At 60.0% G+C, this 16,653-nt stretch carries 14 protein-coding genes and 1 pseudogene; 12 read left to right on the forward strand and 3 right to left on the reverse strand.

What is annotated here, in order from left to right; genetic code table 11:
- Positions 1 to 158 precede the first annotated feature (158 nt).
- The 4 genes from BN874_RS25270 to BN874_RS00710 all read left to right on the forward strand — a co-directional run bounded on the left by BN874_RS25270 (position 159) and on the right by BN874_RS00710 (position 2,826).
- Positions 159 to 386 carry a transposase gene (locus BN874_RS25270; protein WP_051497258.1) on the forward strand — a complete coding sequence of 76 codons (228 nt, stop codon included), beginning with the start codon at positions 159 to 161 and terminating at the stop codon, positions 384 to 386.
- Between the two features lie 105 nt (positions 387 to 491).
- Positions 492 to 896, forward strand: coding sequence for an IS66 family transposase (locus BN874_RS21980; RefSeq protein WP_268258809.1), 405 nt, complete (start codon positions 492 to 494; stop codon positions 894 to 896).
- A 197-nt stretch (positions 897 to 1,093) separates the two neighbouring features.
- The gene (locus BN874_RS00705) at positions 1,094 to 2,284 is read left to right on the forward strand and encodes a glycosyltransferase family 4 protein (protein WP_034430175.1); all 1,191 of its coding nucleotides are present in this window, start codon (positions 1,094 to 1,096) and stop codon (positions 2,282 to 2,284) included.
- 5 nt (positions 2,285 to 2,289) lie between these two features.
- The gene (locus BN874_RS00710) at positions 2,290 to 2,826 is read left to right on the forward strand and encodes a phosphatase PAP2 family protein (RefSeq protein ID WP_081756035.1); all 537 of its coding nucleotides are present in this window, start codon (positions 2,290 to 2,292) and stop codon (positions 2,824 to 2,826) included.
- Positions 2,827 to 2,848: 22 nt separating this feature from the next.
- Here BN874_RS00710 and BN874_RS00715 read toward each other — a convergent pair whose 3' ends face one another.
- Positions 2,849 to 5,284 carry a bifunctional acetate--CoA ligase family protein/GNAT family N-acetyltransferase gene (locus tag BN874_RS00715; protein ID WP_034430177.1) on the reverse strand — a complete coding sequence of 812 codons (2,436 nt, stop codon included), beginning with the start codon at positions 5,282 to 5,284 and terminating at the stop codon, positions 2,849 to 2,851.
- A gap of 466 nt (positions 5,285 to 5,750) precedes the next feature.
- Between BN874_RS00715 and BN874_RS00720 the strand changes: the two genes are divergently transcribed.
- From BN874_RS00720 to ampD, 5 genes are all read left to right on the forward strand, one after another.
- Entirely contained in the window at positions 5,751 to 6,224 is a 474-nt protein-coding gene (locus tag BN874_RS00720) for a copper chaperone PCu(A)C (RefSeq protein ID WP_034430178.1), read from the forward strand.
- A gap of 57 nt (positions 6,225 to 6,281) precedes the next feature.
- The gene (locus BN874_RS00725; RefSeq protein WP_051497261.1) at positions 6,282 to 6,920 is read left to right on the forward strand and encodes an SCO family protein; all 639 of its coding nucleotides are present in this window, start codon (positions 6,282 to 6,284) and stop codon (positions 6,918 to 6,920) included.
- A gap of 201 nt (positions 6,921 to 7,121) precedes the next feature.
- Entirely contained in the window at positions 7,122 to 8,141 is a 1,020-nt protein-coding gene (locus BN874_RS00730) for a class 1 fructose-bisphosphatase (RefSeq protein WP_034430179.1), read from the forward strand.
- 195 nt (positions 8,142 to 8,336) lie between these two features.
- Entirely contained in the window at positions 8,337 to 10,811 is a 2,475-nt protein-coding gene (locus BN874_RS00735) for an EAL domain-containing protein (RefSeq protein ID WP_034430180.1), read from the forward strand.
- A gap of 6 nt (positions 10,812 to 10,817) precedes the next feature.
- A complete protein-coding gene (ampD, locus tag BN874_RS00740) occupies positions 10,818 to 11,375 on the forward strand; it encodes a 1,6-anhydro-N-acetylmuramyl-L-alanine amidase AmpD (protein WP_034430182.1) in 558 nt (185 codons plus the stop codon).
- On the opposite strand, the gene BN874_RS00745 is transcribed toward ampD, so the two are convergent.
- Positions 11,355 to 12,521, reverse strand: a complete 1,167-nt coding sequence (locus tag BN874_RS00745) for an NAD(P)H-dependent flavin oxidoreductase (protein WP_081756037.1) — start codon at positions 12,519 to 12,521, stop codon at positions 11,355 to 11,357. The genes ampD and BN874_RS00745 overlap by 21 nt on opposite strands.
- A 146-nt stretch (positions 12,522 to 12,667) precedes the next feature.
- Between BN874_RS00745 and BN874_RS00750 the strand changes: the two genes are divergently transcribed.
- On the forward strand, positions 12,668 to 13,357 hold the full coding sequence (locus BN874_RS00750) for an electron transport complex subunit E (protein ID WP_034430183.1): 690 nt from the start codon (positions 12,668 to 12,670) through the stop codon (positions 13,355 to 13,357).
- 31 nt (positions 13,358 to 13,388) lie between these two features.
- Here BN874_RS00750 and acuI read toward each other — a convergent pair whose 3' ends face one another.
- On the reverse strand, positions 13,389 to 14,375 hold the full coding sequence (gene acuI, locus BN874_RS00755; RefSeq protein WP_034430184.1) for an acrylyl-CoA reductase (NADPH): 987 nt from the start codon (positions 14,373 to 14,375) through the stop codon (positions 13,389 to 13,391).
- Between the two features lie 276 nt (positions 14,376 to 14,651).
- On the opposite strand from acuI, the pseudogene BN874_RS26585 reads away from it, so the two are divergent.
- Together BN874_RS26585 and BN874_RS00760 are read left to right on the forward strand one after the other, a co-directional pair.
- A pseudogene (locus tag BN874_RS26585) lies at positions 14,652 to 14,747 on the forward strand (IS1 family transposase); the annotation flags it as partial.
- A gap of 306 nt (positions 14,748 to 15,053) precedes the next feature.
- On the forward strand, positions 15,054 to 16,653 hold a 1,600-nt coding region (locus tag BN874_RS00760), incomplete at its 3' end, for a hypothetical protein (RefSeq protein ID WP_034430186.1).

Here is a 16,653-nt window from a genome sequence, read left to right on the forward strand (position 1 = left end):
ACCGGATATCCATTTATCTTATCGGCGCTTGAAAAATTAAACCTATAGAGAAATGGTATTACGACTACGCCCGCGTCGAACGGGAAGTGGCCCATCATGCCTACCTCCCCCCTCCAATCGCCGCTGTAATACTCACAATCGCGCGCGTCGAACGGGAAGTGGCCCATCATGCCTACCTCCCGCACATTCGCCGCATCGGCGAGGAAAAAATCACCGCAGGGGCCAAAACCCAACCGGCCCGGCGCTGGGTGGTCGAGCGGACCATCGCCTGGATCAAAGGGTTTCGGGCGATTCGGACCCGCTACTTTGGCCAGGCCAAGAACTATTTGGCCATGATTCACCTGGCCTGTGCGTTGATTCTATCCAGAAAACTGGAAGCCGCTTGAACGAAAGCTAGGCACATTCTGTGCCGGATATCCTCTTAACCTATCAGGGTCGACTCCACCTTCAAAGCCCGGGTCCTGAGTACCTTGGAGACCCTGATCGGGGCGGTGTACACCGCCCGCGAAGGCCCGCCTCCGGTCGACCTCTTCATCTACCACGCGCCGACGCTGGCCCGGTTACGCACCGCCTGTGAGCAGCATCAAAACAGTGACCATGCTAAAACTCGGGCCTTGGGGGTGGAATTGCTCAACGACCGGGACGCTATTTTTCAGGTCGTGCGCCATCCCGAACTCCCGCTGACGAACAACGAGGCCGAACGCGCTCTGCGGCATTGGGTGATTCTGCGCAAACTGAGCTTGGGCACTCGCACCGCCACCGGCTCGCGGGTCTTCGCCCTGCTTGCCAGCGTCATTGATACCTGCCGCCAGCGCGGCTTCTCCCCGTGGCGCTATCTGGAACGCGCCATTGCTGACCGCCGCGTCGGCCAGCCCCTCGCCGCTTTACCTCGGTAGGGGATCTGAACGACTACCTCTATCTCAACAAGGAAACCCTGCATAAGTTGACCGGCGGCATGGAGGAGATGAGCCTGATTGCGCAGCCATGCCGGGGATTGCTGCAACGATGCGGGGCATCATCGCTTCGCTTATCTGTCATTGAATCATCACACGGACTTCATCAAAGTTTTGTGTAAGCCGGCGATCATGCCGGCATGATCGCTTCCCTTGCCCAACCGCTCGCCCTTCCGAGTGCCGTTCCTACCCGTCGGCTGCGGATCAGCGTCGTCACCGAAACCTATCCGCCCGAAGTCAACGGCGTCGCCATGACCATTGGCCGGATGGTCGATGCCTTGCTCGAGCGCGGTCATGCGGTGCAACTGATCCGGCCCCGCCAGCATCGCGATGATCATCCGCGCAGCGAGCAGCGGCTGGACATTCTGCCTCTGCCCGGTTTTCCGATTCCGTTTTACCGCGAACTGCGGATGGGGTTCCCCGCTGGACGGCTACTGACGGAACGGTGGCGCGAAACGCCACCGGACGTAGTTCACCTCGTCACCGAGGGGCCGCTGGGCCGTTCGGCGCTGGATGCCGCCCGCCGGCTGGGCCTGCGGGTGATTTCCGATTTCCACACCAATTTTCACAGCTACAGCCGCCACTACGGCGCCGGCCTACTGGCCCGGCCCATCATCGCCTATCTGCGTCGTTTCCATAACCAGACGCACGGTACGCTGGTCCCGACTGAGGAACTGGCGACGGAATTGCGCGCCTTGGGCTTCGTTAATCTGGGGGTGTTGGCGCGGAGCGTGGATACCCGGCTGTTCAGTCCCGATCACCGCGATCCGGCACTGCGCCGGAGTTGGAGCGCAGGACCGGAGGATCCGGTGATGCTGTGCGTGGGCCGAATCGCCGCCGAAAAGAACCTGCAACTGGCGCTGACCGCCTACCAGGCGTTCCGGGAGATTCGCCCGACTGCCCGGTTGGTGCTGGTGGGCGATGGACCGCTGACCGCCCGGCTGCAAACCCGCTATCCCGATGTGATTTTTCCGGGTATGCGCATCGGCGCGGACTTGGCGGCGCATTACGCCTCGGCCGATCTCTTCCTGTTTCCCAGCCTGACCGAGACCTTCGGCAACGTCACCCTGGAAGCCATGTCCAGCGGTCTGGCGGTGGTGGCGTTCGATTACGCCGCTGCCCATCGGCACATTATCCACGGCCACAGCGGCCTGCTGGCGCCATGCGACGAACCGGACACCTTCATCTCAGCGGTGCGCCAACTGGCGGGCGATCCGGCGTTCGCCAGCAGGCTGGGGCCAGCGGCGCGGCAGGCGGTGGCGGGCTTCGACTGGGAACAGATTCACCAACATCTGGAACAACGGTTTCTGGAATCAGCGCGAGAGGAGTAAAGCGAATGAACAGGTCCCAGCAAGCGTTGCCGCTGCGGCGGTTGGCAGAACTCGATCTGGCCTGGTGCCTACGGTTGAACCGGGCCAGTCAGCGACGGGAACTGGAGCGGCTGTTCGCCGCGATCAGCCGGCTGGGCGATGGTGTGTTCTGGTACACGCTGATGCTGGCGCTACTGGCGGTTCAAGGGCCAGCAGCCTTGCCGGCGGTGGCGCGGATGCTGGCAGCGGGCGCTCTGGCGCTGGCGCTGTACAAATGGTTGAAGGCCCGGACCACCCGGCCTCGACCCTGCGCCCGGCACAACCATATTCGAATCTCGGTCGCGCCGCTGGACGAATACAGCTTCCCTTCCGGCCATACCCTGCACGCGGTAGCGTTTAGCATTGTGGTGATTGATCACTACCCGGCACTGGTCTGGCTGGTGGCTCCATTTACCTTGCTGGTGGCACTGTCGCGAATGGTACTGGGGCTGCACTATCCCAGTGACGTGCTGGCCGGTGCGCTACTGGGAACCGGGTTGGCGCTGCTGGCGCTGCAATTTTAGCCACGATTCATCGCCGCACGGTTCAGCTCAGCCGCAGCGTCGCAATCATCACCTCCTGATCATCCGGGCAGGGCTTAACGGTGAAGCCCAGCGCCCGGCACAACTCCAGCATGGGTTTGTTCTCGCGCAGGATTTCCCCGAATAACTCGTGGATGCCCTGAGCGCGGGCGTAGCCGATCAGCCGGCGCAACAGCAGGCTGCCCAGACCGATGCCGACGGCCTCCCGCAACAAAACGATGGCAAATTCGGCGCGATCCCAGTCGCTATCGCCCACGATCCGTGCGATCCCCCAGCCTTGCCATGTTTGGCCGTCGCGGCGGTGCAGCGCCACCAGCGCCATTTCCCGGTCGTAGTCAATCTGGGTCAACCGGGCCGCATCAACATGGGTTAATTCCTTGACGATGTGCATGAAGCGCATTCGGATCTCCTCACGCGACAGCTTGGCGAATCCAGCGATCAGGGCGGGTTCGTCCTCTGGGCGCACCGGGCGGATCAGCAGGGTGCTGCCATCGGGTAGCAGCAGCGTTTCCTCCAGCTCGCGGGGATAGGGCCGAATCGCCAGTCGCCGATGCGCGGGTTCCGAGGTGACGGTGACTCCGATCCGCGCTGCGCCAACCGTGAACCCATCCTTCATAGCGAAAATGGGTGACAGTTCGAGCGTGGTGACTTCGCCCCAATCCGTGATCAGTTGTGCAACCTTTACCAGCAGCAGCGCGAAATCATTCAACAGATCGGCGGCGCTATTGGCGCTTTGCAGCCGCTGACCGACGCGGGTGTGCGCTACCGCTTCCCGCGCCAGTACCTGATTAAGCGGCGGCAAGGCGACGGCGAATTCATCGGGGAGCGTCATTGATCCGCCCGGCCCGAACCACAGCGCGGAGCCAAAAACCGGGTCATGAATCAGGCGGATCATCAGTTCCAGCGGCGCGGGTTGGGAACGCGAAAGGGGCGTCACGCCAGCCCGTGCCAGTTCGATGCCGTAGGCGGCCAACAGGGTTTGGGTTTCCGCCGCCGTCAACTCGTTACGATGGGCGGCCAGCACGGTTTGGATCAGCGGGCGGGCGACGGCGACATCGGCGCTGCATAACTCCGGCGCATCTGGTGGCGTTTCCATCAACGCGATTCGATTCCGCTGGTGACGCCAACGCTGGATGAAGGCATGAACCGCATCGTCGGGGGTGTCGTAACTCGGAATACGCTGTTCCAGGCACCGCTGCCGCGCCTCCCGCACACTGTCCGCGCCCAGCCAGCAGGTGAGTAAACCGGGCTGTACTCCGGCGCGGGTACGCTCAAAGGTTTCAATCAGAGCGGCAGCAGTTTCGATAGCTGATACCAGCGCATTCGGCGCGTACAACACCAGCACGGCGTCGATCTCAGACTCCCGCAGCGCGATGCTCAGAACAGCGGCGAAGCGGGCGGAACCGGCATCAAAGCCCAGATCGAGCGGAGGTTCCGATGCAGCGCCAAGCGGCAGGATTTCGCGCAGAGCCGCTTGAGTCGCTGGACTGAATGAAGCCAGCCGCCCACCTTTCATCATCAGGGTATCGGCGGCTAATAAACCGAGTTCCCGGCTGTTGCCCAGGATCGCCAGCCGATTACCTTTTACGGGCAGGTCGAGGATCAAGGTTTCAGCAACACCCAACAATTCCCGCAGCGATTGAAGCTGCAAAATTCCAGCGCGGCGGAAGGCAGCAGCGTAAACAGCGTCAGTCTGGCGGGAAAACGCATCGCCATCCCGACCAGCGCGCACTACCAGCACTGGCTTAATCCGCGCCGCCGCGTGCGCTGCTGATAGAAAAGATCGGGCATGGGTCAGGGTTTCCAGAACCAACAGAATGGCCTGGGTATCGGGATCGTAGGCCAGTTCATCCAGCACATCGCTGAAACCCACATCGCTGCCGTTGCCCAAGGCGATCACGCTGGAGAAGCCAATGCCTTGAGCCGTCGCCCATTCCAGCAGCGGCGTTAGCACCATGCCCGATGATGCAACCAGGGCTAGGGGACCCGGCTGGGGGAAAATGGAACTGAGCGAAGCATTGAGGCGGTGGTGCGGCGCGATCACCCCGAAGCTGCCCGGTCCGAGCAGCCGCAGCCCGTGAGCATGGGCAGCATCGCGCCAGGTTTGCGCGGGGGTGCCATCACCCGGACCGGCAGTGGTAACCAGGAGCGCTATCCGGGTTCCACGCCGGCCCAATTCAGCCAGCAGTTTGGGAACGGTGGGCGGTGGGGTAGCGATGATCGCTAAATCCGGGACCCCGGACAGATCGGCAACGTGCGACCAAGCCGGCAGGTTCTGAATCCGTCGGTGACGGCGGCTGACCAAAAATAGTTCACCTTGAAAACCACCGCTCAATAAATTACGGGTCAGCGCCGCGCCAATGGAACCCGGACGTTCGCTGGCGCCGATAAGCGCAACGGAGGTGGGTTTACAGAAAGAATGTAATAGGCGGGTCGGCATCGCCATCGCTCCTGAATCTGGGTTATCAGGGATATACGGCGCGGCGGGCGGGAATGCAACAATTCAGGACGCACGGCGGTAGACGGAATCTCGTTATTTTCCTATATTCAGCCGTGCGTGAAAAACCGGATCACTACCACGGGATCATCCCGCCTTCTGCCCACCGGCCCACCGGCCTCCTGGATAGCCCCGTCAACTACCCCGGCCTAAGAGACTGTCGCAAAACTCGCCATTGATTTTGAACAAAAATTTAGCGCGGAAATTTTGAACAAAAATTTAGCGCGGAACCCGCTTCTAGCCAGTTTTAACCCGACTCCACCATTAAACAGATCAATAACTTAATTTTTAGACAGCCTCTAAGCACTGACAGCCGGGAAAGACCGGCACCTAACAACGGCTGACCGCGCTTTGCACGGTTCGCTCTACCTTCCCGGCATGAATGCCGGGGTTTCTCGCGGAGAATCTGATGAAAAAAACTGCCTGGTTATTATTGAGTGCGCTTTGTGTTCCATTCACGCCGGCCTTGGCTGCCGAACCTGGCGCAATCCAGATTGAAACGCCTTGGGCGCGGGAAAGTCCCCCGGCAGCGGCTAATGGCGCGGCCTACATGACCTTGGTCAATACCGGTGGTGAAACAGATCACCTATTGAGCGCGTCCGGCGAGGTGGCGGAAACGGTCGAGCTGCACACCCACCTGATGGAAAATAATGTCATGAAAATGCGCAAGGTTGAGGCGATTGAGGTCGCTCATGGCGAACCGACGGTGCTACGACCGGGCGGGCTGCATATCATGCTGATCGGTTTGAAAAAGCCGCTGGTGGCGGGACAGACCTTTCCGCTGACGCTGCGCTTTGAAAAAGCGGGCGAAACTTCGGTGCAAGTCACGGTGCGTGGTAAAGATGCCGCCGCCATGCCTGATGGTCATGCGCACCATCAGTAAAGTACAGCGCCCATCCGACCCAGCGCGCTTGGGTCTTCCCACCCGGAACTTGCTGAAATGCCACGCAGTAAAATATTTCTCTTCCTGCCCATCGGTCTGGCAGCTTTTGCTGTGGGTTTATGGCTGAGTTTTGATCTCGGCCTATACCCTGAACGTGTCGAACCGCCGACTATCGCAGGTTTTCTTATCACTCCGCCCAAAGTCATCGAAGACTTCACCCTGATTGACCAGAGCGGTCAATCCTTCCACCAGGATCGTTGGCGCGGCCAGTGGACCTTCCTCTACTTCGGCTATACCTTTTGCCCCGATGTTTGCCCATTGACGCTGCTGGAGCTGGGCAAGCTGCAAAAAATTCTGGAGCGGGAGCATCTGGATCAGAACACCGCTTACCTGTTCGTTTCGGTAGATCCCAAGCGCGACTTGCCCCAACGGCTGGGCGAGTACACTGCCTACTTCAATCCGAAGTTTCGGGGCGCGACCGGTACAGCGGAGGAACTGGCCAAGTTGGCTCAACAGTTAGGGATCTACTACAAAATCCTTGACTCGGCTGCGGACGGGCAAAACTACACCGTGGATCATTCCACTGCCGTATTGCTGATCGACCCGCAGGCTCGGCTACGGGCCGTCTTTACCCAACACTCGCCGGATACCATGGCCGCCGATTTCAGGAAAATTCTGGAGCTACCACCTCAGTAGGAGCCGGTTCGGTGGTGGCAACAGATCCAGCCCAACCCACAAATCGGCAACCTGGATCAGCCGTGCATGGAGCAAAAGCCAAGCCCGGCTGAAAACCATAAAATCCTTGTGTCCAATGATATACTCCCGTCGCGGCCCAAAACGAAGAAGACTCCGTGCCGCTCTACCCAGCCCATTTCGCACAACTCAGGGAGTATGACCATGCCTATCGGTACTACAATTACTGAATACTTCATCGAAGAGCAACGGCGCATTAAGGGTGTGTCAGGCGACTTTACGGCATTAATCAACGATATTGTTATCGCCTGCAAAGCCATTTCCAGCGCGGTTCGCTACGGTAGTCTGGTGGGTGTACTCGGTACCGCCGATACCGAAAACATCCAGGGCGAAACTCAGAAAAAACTGGATGTCATCGCCAACGACCTGTTTATCAAGCGCAACGAATGGGCTGGTCACGTCGCCGCTATGGCCTCCGAGGAAATGGCTGATGTCTACCATTTACCGCCCCAGTTCCCGCGCGGCAAGTACCTGCTGGTTTTCGACCCGCTGGACGGTTCCACTAACACCGATGTCAACGGTGCGGTCGGGACCATCTTTTCGATCCTGCGCCGCCCGGAGGGTGCAGTGGGTGAGGCCAAGGAAGATGATTTTTTGCAACCGGGCGCTCGTCAGGTTTGTGCAGGCTATGCTTTATACGGTCCGTCCTCGATGATGGTGCTCACCACCGGCCACGGGGTCAACGGCTTCACCCTGGATCAACGCATCGGCGAGTTCATCCTGACCAACCCCGACATGCAAATTCCGGCAGATACCGAGGAGTTTTCCATTAATACCTCTTATATGCGGTTTTGGGAGCCACCGGTACGACGCTACATTGACGAATGTCTGGCCGGCAAGGAAGGCCCGCGCCGCAAGGATTTCAACATGCGCTGGGCTGGAGCGATGATCGCGGATGTGCATCGGGTGTTGACCCGGGGCGGGGTATTCCTGTATCCCATTGACCGCAAAATTCGCTCCAAGAATCAGGAAGGCAAGCTGCGGCTACTGTACGAGGCCAATCCGATGAGTTTCATCGTCGAACAGGCCGGCGGACTTGCTACCACGGGTACTCAGCGAATCATGGAATTGCCACCCACGGATTTGCATCAGCGCTGCCCGGTGATGATGGGATCCAGGAATGAAGTTGAACGGATTATTTCCTACCACCTTGACGCCCAGTGAGTGGATAACCCCTCCCGCCCAGCGGTCGAAATGGCTCGTAACTCCGGGCGCAACGACCCCTCGGCGGGAAATAGAACGCAGGCGGGATGGCGCATGTTCCCTTGACCGTCCGCGAGTGGATTTATCCTTGCTACACACTCGCGACCCGTTTGGGATTACTCGCTATTAGGCTTCGGAACTGCAAGAAGAACCGCCATGGATTCAAAACCTGCCCCCCCGGAATCGCTCGCCGGCAAGCTCCAACGGATTGAGGATCTCGCCGAAAAACTGGTTTATATCAAATGGAGCCGGGACATCTTCGTAATGCTGTTGCGGGCGGTGCAGGATGTGTTGATCCTGGCTCGCCCGCAACCGGATTGCCACCGAATCGTGGTTCTGGCCGAGCGACTCGAACAGCAAGTCGTCGAATGCCTGAACAAAGGTGATCTGCCCAAGGGCGCGGAACGGGAACGCCTGATCGCGGTAGTGGATGCGATTTGCCGGGCGGCGCCGACTGCCGATAGCAGTCTGCCTGCCACCGAATCGGGTATGCAGCCGTCGGGTGAGGCGCTCACCGTCCCGCTATTTTCCAAATGGGAGAAAAGCGAATGGTCGCAACCGCTGACCAGTCAGTCGCCGATTGCGCCGGCGCTGTGGCTGGTGGCGCCACCGGTACCCGATCTGGTGCGCAAACTCGAGCAGCGGGGCGGCTATGCGGTTCGGCTGCTGACGAGCCTGACCGAAATCCATGCGTTATTGGCCCAGGCGCAGCAACCGGCGGCCCTGCTGGTCGATCTGGATCACGTCACTGACAGTCAGGCCACGCTGCAACAACTTGCCAGTCTGCGGTCGTTGCTGGCTCCGGAAACACCGTTGCTCTTCCTGGCCGACCGTGGTGACATTACCGCCCGGCTGGAGGCGGTGGAAACCGGTGGAGCGGGTTACTTCCTCAAACCGGTGGATATTCCGATGCTGCTGGAAGCGCTGGACGAGCGGGTGCTGAAAACGCTCGATCACCGCATCCTGATCGTGGATGACTCCCTGCCTTCCGCCCGCGAGATCGCACGCCGACTGGACAGTCGCGGGATGAAAACGCGAGTGCTGGCCCAACCGCTGTTAATTCTGCAAGCGCTCTACAATTTTCAGCCCGGCCTGCTGATCCTGAGCCTGGATCTGAAGGAAATTGATGGCGTATTGCTGGCCTTGGCGGTTCAACAGCACGAACTGTTCCGCGAACTGCCTCTGGTGCTGCTATCGGCACAAACCGACATTGGTCAACGACTGGCGACCGTCGGCATGGGCGGCGAGGCGCTGCTGGGCAAGCCGCTGAATCCGGAGCTGCTGTTCGCTGCGGTCGCAAAACGGCTGCGCCAAGGACACGGTCTGCACCGCAAGTTTAGTCAGCTCAGCAACCGCGATACGGTGAGCGGCCTGTACAACCGGCCGTATTTTCTCGCCCACCTGAATCGGGCGCTGATTGCCACCGCCGCCAATGCCCAATCCATCGCGGTCATGCTGATTGCGCTGGACAACCTGCGCACTTTCGAAAACCAGGATGTGGCTGCCGCCGATGAGACGGTTGAACAGGCGGCTAAACGCTTGCAAACCGCCTTGGGTGTGGGGCCGATAGCGGCCCGCTTCGGGGATGCCCTGTTCACGGTTCTGTTGGGCTTCACCAGTCAGGAAGCGTTGCTGGCTACGGCGCGTGCCGTTCAGGCTGCTCTGGAAACTGAGCCGTACCGGTTGGCCGGCGGCGATACCCCATTGTCCACCAGTATCGGCATCAGCATTGCCAGCCCAGAGGTGCGTGAGGCGGCCATCCTGATTCAGCAGGCTGATTTAGCCCGGGGCATGGCGCGTGACAGTAAGGGCGCCCGGATTCATGTCCATCATAGCCAGAGCGCCGAACAGGATGCGGACAATCCGCGTCAGCGCCACTTGCTGGAAGAAATTCGCGAGGCGGTGCAGCAGCAGCGGATGACTCTGCTGTTCCAGCCGATTGTCAGCCTGCGCGGCGACACCACCGAACGCTACGAAGTGTTGCTGCGGATGCGCAACCACGAGGGTTGGGAGTTGCTGCCGGAAACGGTATTCAGCCTGGTCAAGCGCCACCGGATCGGGATGGTGCTTGACCGCTGGGTCATCGCTCATTCGATCCGGGTGTTGCGTGAGCGCAAGGCGCGGGGGCAATCCACAATCCTGTTTATCAACATTTCGCCCACCATTCTGCAAGACGACGAGTTGCTGAACTGGCTACAGGGTGGACTGCAAAAAACCGGGGTTCCAGCCGCCAGCCTGGTGTTCGAGATGGTGGAAACGACGGCTGAGTTGAACAAACAGGTACTGCTGCCTTTCCTGCGACAACTCAAGGAGATGGGATGCGGGATTTCGCTGGATCATTTCAGCGGCCACGAACGCGCTCAGGATCTGGTTCAGCTTCTGGAAGCGGACTATGTCAAGCTGGATATTGGCTTCACCCAAAAACTGATCAACGACAAGGCCCGTCAGGAGCAACTCAATCAGATGACCCGCGCCCTTGCCGCTCAGGGCGTGACCACCGTCGTCACCGGGATCGAAGACGCGATGACCTTGCCGGCGCTATGGGCGTGCGGCATTGACTATGTGCAGGGCTTTTTCCTGCAACGACCGCATACCGACATGATCTACGATTTCGACCAAACGGTGTTGTAACCGGCAATGCGGATTGATCCGATCACCGGGCTGCTGGACGCAGCGCGGTATCAACCCTCGCCGAACCATGACGACCGCCCGGATGAGCGGGCAGTCGATCTCATCGTCATTCACGGAATCAGTCTGCCGCCCGGCGAGTTCGGCGGGCGGTGGATTGAGGCGCTGTTTACCAATACCCTTGATCCTGCGGCGCACCCTTATTTCCACAGCATTGCCTCACTCCGGGTATCGGCGCACCTGCTGATTGGCCGCGAAGGTCAATTGGTGCAGTTTGTGCCCTTCCACCAGCGGGCCTGGCACGCTGGCATGTCGGAGTACGCCGGACGTTCCCGCTGCAATGATTTCAGCGTGGGCATCGAACTGGAAGGCACCGATTACCTTCCCTACGACGACCGGCAGTATCCCTGTCTGGCGGCGGTGATCGTCGCCTTGCGGGATGCATACCCAACGATTACACCGGAGCGACTGGTCGGCCATGCCGACATTGCGCCGGGCCGCAAGACGGATCCGGGGCCGGCCTTCGACTGGGCGCGGCTGCATCGGTTACTGAACGGGATCGGTTGAGTCGGGATCGGTTGAGTCGGAATCGGTTGAATCGGGATCGTTGGCCGCTGATGCGGGCTCGATCATTTCCACTGCGTCTCCCTCTCCCAACAATACTGTGGCCTGCCCAACCCAAGTGGCGATCAATTCAGCCGCCGGTCGCTCTTCGCACAGATGACAGCCTTGTCCCGCCCATAACGCCATGAAGTCGGTTCGGTTCCGTTCGGCGGCAGCCTGCCGTAGGTCTTGGGTCAGGAACAATTGCGACGGAAAGCCGGGGAGTTCGGCTTCGTGGGAGCGCAAGCCGTCGCTTAGCCGGTTACGCAACACCCGACCGAAGCGTCCAGTGAACACGCGACTCAATGTGGTGGCAATCTCGCTGCCCTCACGCAGCAAAGCCTTGTAGGCCGGATGCGCGCCGCTTTCCGGGCAAGTCAGAAATGCGGTGCCCATTTGTACGCCCGCCGCGCCCAGCACCCGGGCGGCGGCGATACCGCGCCCATCCATAATCCCGCCTGCAGCGATGATGGGAACCGCGATATGCTTGGACAGCAGTGGCGCCAGGGCGAGGATGCCGACTAAACCCTGTTCGGGGTGGCCGATAAAAGTGCCGCGATGGCCGCCGGCCTCGGCGCCTTGGGCAATGATGAAATCCACCCCGCTTTCTTCCAGCACGATGGCTTCCAGCAGATGGGTCGCAGTACCCAAGGTGACGATTCCGGCCTCCCGCAGCAGTTCCAGATATACCAAGTCCGGCACCCCGAAGATGAAGCTCAGCGCTGCTACGCCTTCTTCCAGCACTACGTCCAGTTGTTCCTCGAACTCCGGGGGTTCCGGGAGTGCGGGCGGTTCCGGCGGCAGCCCCAGCTCGGCGCGGTACGGGGCCAGCAGTTCATGGGCGCGGGTCATTTGGGCGGGATCCACCTTGGCGGGAGCCGATACCGCCAGATTGACGGCGAACGGTCGGTCGGTCAGGGCCCGCACTTCAGCAATCGCTTGCCGCAGTGATTCCGGTTGCAGATAACCACCGGCCAGCGATCCCAACCCCCCCGCGTTAGACACTGCCGCTGCCAGTTGCGGCGTACCGGGACCGCCCGCCATGGGCGCCTGGATGATCGGATAGCGGATACCCAGTTGCTCGGTGAGCACAGTATTGGACCAGTTCATATTGATTCGTAATTCACGGCTGAGAAACTGCTGGGAAGGTTAGGTTGAATCAACGCCATTCGCCAGCCCTCCGATAGACTCTGCGTTGAAGGTGAATGAAAATACGCCCTCCTGTCCTGATGGCGACCACGAAGGAGCACCTATTCATGAGCGAAATTGGCTATCTGAAAATCCTCCAGGACGGGGTGTGGACTCAAAACACCGGCCTAGTGGCGTTGCTGGGACTGTGTCCGTTGCTGGCGACCTCAAATTCGGTCGTCAACGGCTTGGGGTTAGGACTGGCGACCACAGGAGTTCTGCTAGTATCCAATATCGCCATCTCATTGATCCGTAAGCTGGTGCGACCAGAGGTGCGGATTCCGGTGTTTGTGCTGGTGATCGCCTGCGTCGTGACCGCCGTGGAACTGGCGATGCACGCTTTTCTGCCTGGCCTTTATACAGTGCTGGGCATTTTCATCCCGCTGATCGTCACCAACTGTTGCGTCATTGGGCGCGCCGAAGCGTTCGCGTTCAAGAACGGGGTGGCGAAAGCCGCAGTGGATGGGATTGCCACTGGCTTGGGCTTTACCCTGGCGCTGGCGTTGCTGGGCGCCTTGCGGGAAGTGATCGGCCAGGGAACGCTGTTCGCCCAGGCCGATCTGCTGTTCGGTGACTTCGGCCAGCATCTGACCCTGCACCTAATCAATGATTATCGCGGCTTCCTGCTCGCTATTCTGCCGCCGGGCGCATTTATCGGGCTGGGTTGCCTGATCGCGATCAAGAATGTATTCGATGCCCGCGCCCAACGCCGCGTCGCCGCCAGACCCGCAACAGTGCTGCGGGAGGCGGGCGTCTGACCGGAATCTGTCCTGAGTCGCCCGCCGAGAATTAGTGATTGACGTCAACCACTACCCGACCACGAATCTTGCCGGCCAGAATGTCCTGACCGGCCTGGATCGCTTGCGAAAGGCTAATGTCCTGGGCGCCGATGAGATTCAGCTTGGTCGGGTCGAGATCGCGGGCCAGCCGCGCCCAGGCTTCCTGACGCACGGCAAGAGGGGCCATAACGCTATCAATGCCGTAGAGCGTCACCCCACGCAGAATGAAGGGGGCCACGCTGGAAGGAAAATCCATCCCTTGGGCCAAGCCGCAGGCCGCCACTGCCCCACGATAGTTCAGGCTGGCGCAGACATTGGCTAAGGTGTGGCTGCCCACCGCATCCACTGCCCCGGCCCAACGCTCCTTGGCCAATGGCTTTCCTGGCGCCGAGAGCGCGGCCCGATCGATTATCTCAGCAGCGCCCAGCGCCTTGAGATAGTCCGCCTCACCGGATCGGCCCGAAGAGGCGACTACGCTGTAACCGAGCGTGGACAGCAGGGCGATAGCGATGCTGCCGACGCCTCCACCTGCGCCAGTCACCAGTATCTCGCCGTCCTCTGGCTGAATGCCGTGCTTTTCCAGCGCCTGCACGCAGAGCATGGCGGTATAGCCGGCGGTGCCGATCATCATCGCCTGCCTGGAAGTCAACGCAGTCGGCAGCGAAACCAGCCAGTCGCCCTTGACCCGCACCTTTTGCGCCAGCCCGCCCCAGTGAGTTTCTCCCACGCCCCAGCCGTTGAGTATCACCGGGTCGCCCACTTGCCATGATGGATGATCGCTGGCCTCGACCGCGCCCGCGAAGTCGATGCCCGGGATCATGGGAAACCTGCGCACCACCGGCGACTGGCCGGTGATCGCCAAACCGTCCTTATAGTTGATGGTGGAGTAGGCGATGCGCACGATGACGTCGCCTTCCGGTAACTGGGCTTCGTTGATGTCTTGCAGGCGCGCTTGGTAACCCGCTTCAGTCTTGTCGATCAGGATGGCTTTGAACATGCGATTCTTCCTTGGAAAATAGTGTTGGATTTTGTCATTGTAGTCGCTAATACCTCTTGCTCAATCGCGACATCGTTGCACAGGATGACCTGGAGCGAGACCTTCCGCCGGGTGATGGAGCGGTTCCGGCCTGATCGGGAGAAGGGGAGTAAACGGTGATTAAGAAACCAGTTGTGGTTAAAAGGAGCGAACATGGCGCAACAACTCAGTTGAGAAATGCTGCAATCCATCGTGCAGTCGGAATCCATCGAATCCCTGTCGATGCAATAACTCAATGCGTTATTCCATGCAAAAAAGGTCGAAAACCATATTGGGGCTATTTGGTATTTTGTTCATCATTACAATAAGACCCTATTTATCGCTGCTGTGTAATGGCTCACTACAGTTTTCAGGACTACCCCCTTGAGCTATATTTCATATAGCGACTTTGGAATGAAAGTCCTGACATGGACGGTGGCTGCCCATCAGCAGTTCCCAGTCTCTTTTTTCAATTACTTGATTTTGAAAGGTAATTTTTCACGATGTAATCCTAATTATACGGAAAAAATCCTTATAAATCAAGATGCCGGGAACTGCTGGCTGCCCATCGAACCCAAATCGCCGCCCACTGGACTATAAAAACGGCTTGTCCGGGTTAGGCAGCTAATCGACTTTTATCACCACACTGGAGAAGACCTAATGCGACGAAAACGTCAGCAGGTGCTGGGCGGATGGCTCGCCCTGATATTGGGCTTGACCCTGCTGGCCGGGTGCGGCAGTGATGAGAATGAGGATGGCCGCGACGGCCGGGTGGGCCGCAGCTATGTCTATGGAACGCTTGACGGGGCCTTGGCTTCGCAACTTATGGAAACCTTCGCGCCCCGCCCCTGGCGCGGCGAGACCGATGGTTCCTTGCTGATCTCTGCGGACACCTTGCTGGGGCTGTCCGAAACCCAGAAGACCGCCGCGCAAGCCATCATCAAAAGCGGGCAACATGCGGTGCTGGTGACCCGTTCCCGGCATCCGCATGTCGAGGCGCTGCACGCGCTCACCGGCGCCGCCGCCGCGATTTCGCTGGATCGGATGTCCGGACGGTATGTAGCCTCCGAGCTGTACGGCTTTGCCCAACCGCACGGGAAGATGCGGATGATTATCGCCCCGCCCTTCGCCGATACATTTAAACCGGAGTCTGACGCCAGCAAGCAGGAGCGGGCGGAGTTCGTGGCGACCTGGATTCTGGAGAAGGTGCGGGAACCCGAACCGGCGGCGCAAACCCAAGCCAGTCCGGCGGCGGGCCCAGCGCAACTGTCGTCTAAATCCCTGCCCTGGCAGTTGGCCGTCGCGGATACCATGGCCCCGATGTGGAGTACCTGCGATATCGACACCCAACAGTGTACGAATCAGGTGCAACTCTATATCTCGGCCTGGATGGTGTATTCCGCCAGCGCCGCCGCCGGTCAGCCGACCGATTACTTCGTGGTGCAAATGGCGGCCGACATCAACACCGCCGGGTGCAAGGACTTCTACGGCAACCGCAATCATTCCGACCGGATTGCGGCGTACTGGCTGCGGCAAGCCAACATGAGCGCCTCGGCGCCGGGAGTCGCCCCCAGCCAGATGGATATTAACCCGGCTTATGCGCCGGTGGAGGCGAACCCCAGCACCACCGTCACCACCGGCACCACCTGGAGCTTGTCCGGCACCGGCACGGCGGGGACCGAGGCCGCCGGCAGCAGCTTGGCCTTCAGCGCCGGAGTGTCGTACAGCGACGAGCGCACCGCGACGTACCAGGCGCTCCAGACCCAGGTCAACATTGGCGCGACCGGCGACAACACCGCCAGTTGGACCTATGACTCGTGGGATTTCGTCCACGCCGGCATCGAACCCGGCAACCGCGCCTGTGGCGGACCAGGATTGCGCGTTCAACAGGCCCTGCCCTCAATCATCTATGGCGGCACCTTCACCCCCTTGCAGAGCTGGGTCTGGCAGGCGCAGCCGTCGGTTCGGCAGCAGTTTGCCGGCCAGACCCTGCCCGTGACGGTGAATACTTCCCTGCTGCTGGGCTGGACTTACTATTCTGGAGGACGGGCCTGCGGGGCGAAACAACCGACGGGATTCGTCTATCTCATTAACGATAATGTTAACGTGGATATAGTGGGTTCTATAGAACTACCCAGTGGAAATCCCTATTCCCTAGATGGCCTCAACTTCGATGTGTCCTGCGATATAACGACTAATTTCGGAACGATCCCGCTCGGGCCGGCCTGGCAAGGTCAGAACAATGCGGCGGGCAATCCGG

The sequence above is a fragment of the Candidatus Contendobacter odensis Run_B_J11 genome, from assembly GCF_000531125.1.
GTDB classification, from domain to species: domain Bacteria; phylum Pseudomonadota; class Gammaproteobacteria; order Competibacterales; family Competibacteraceae; genus Contendibacter; species Contendibacter odensensis.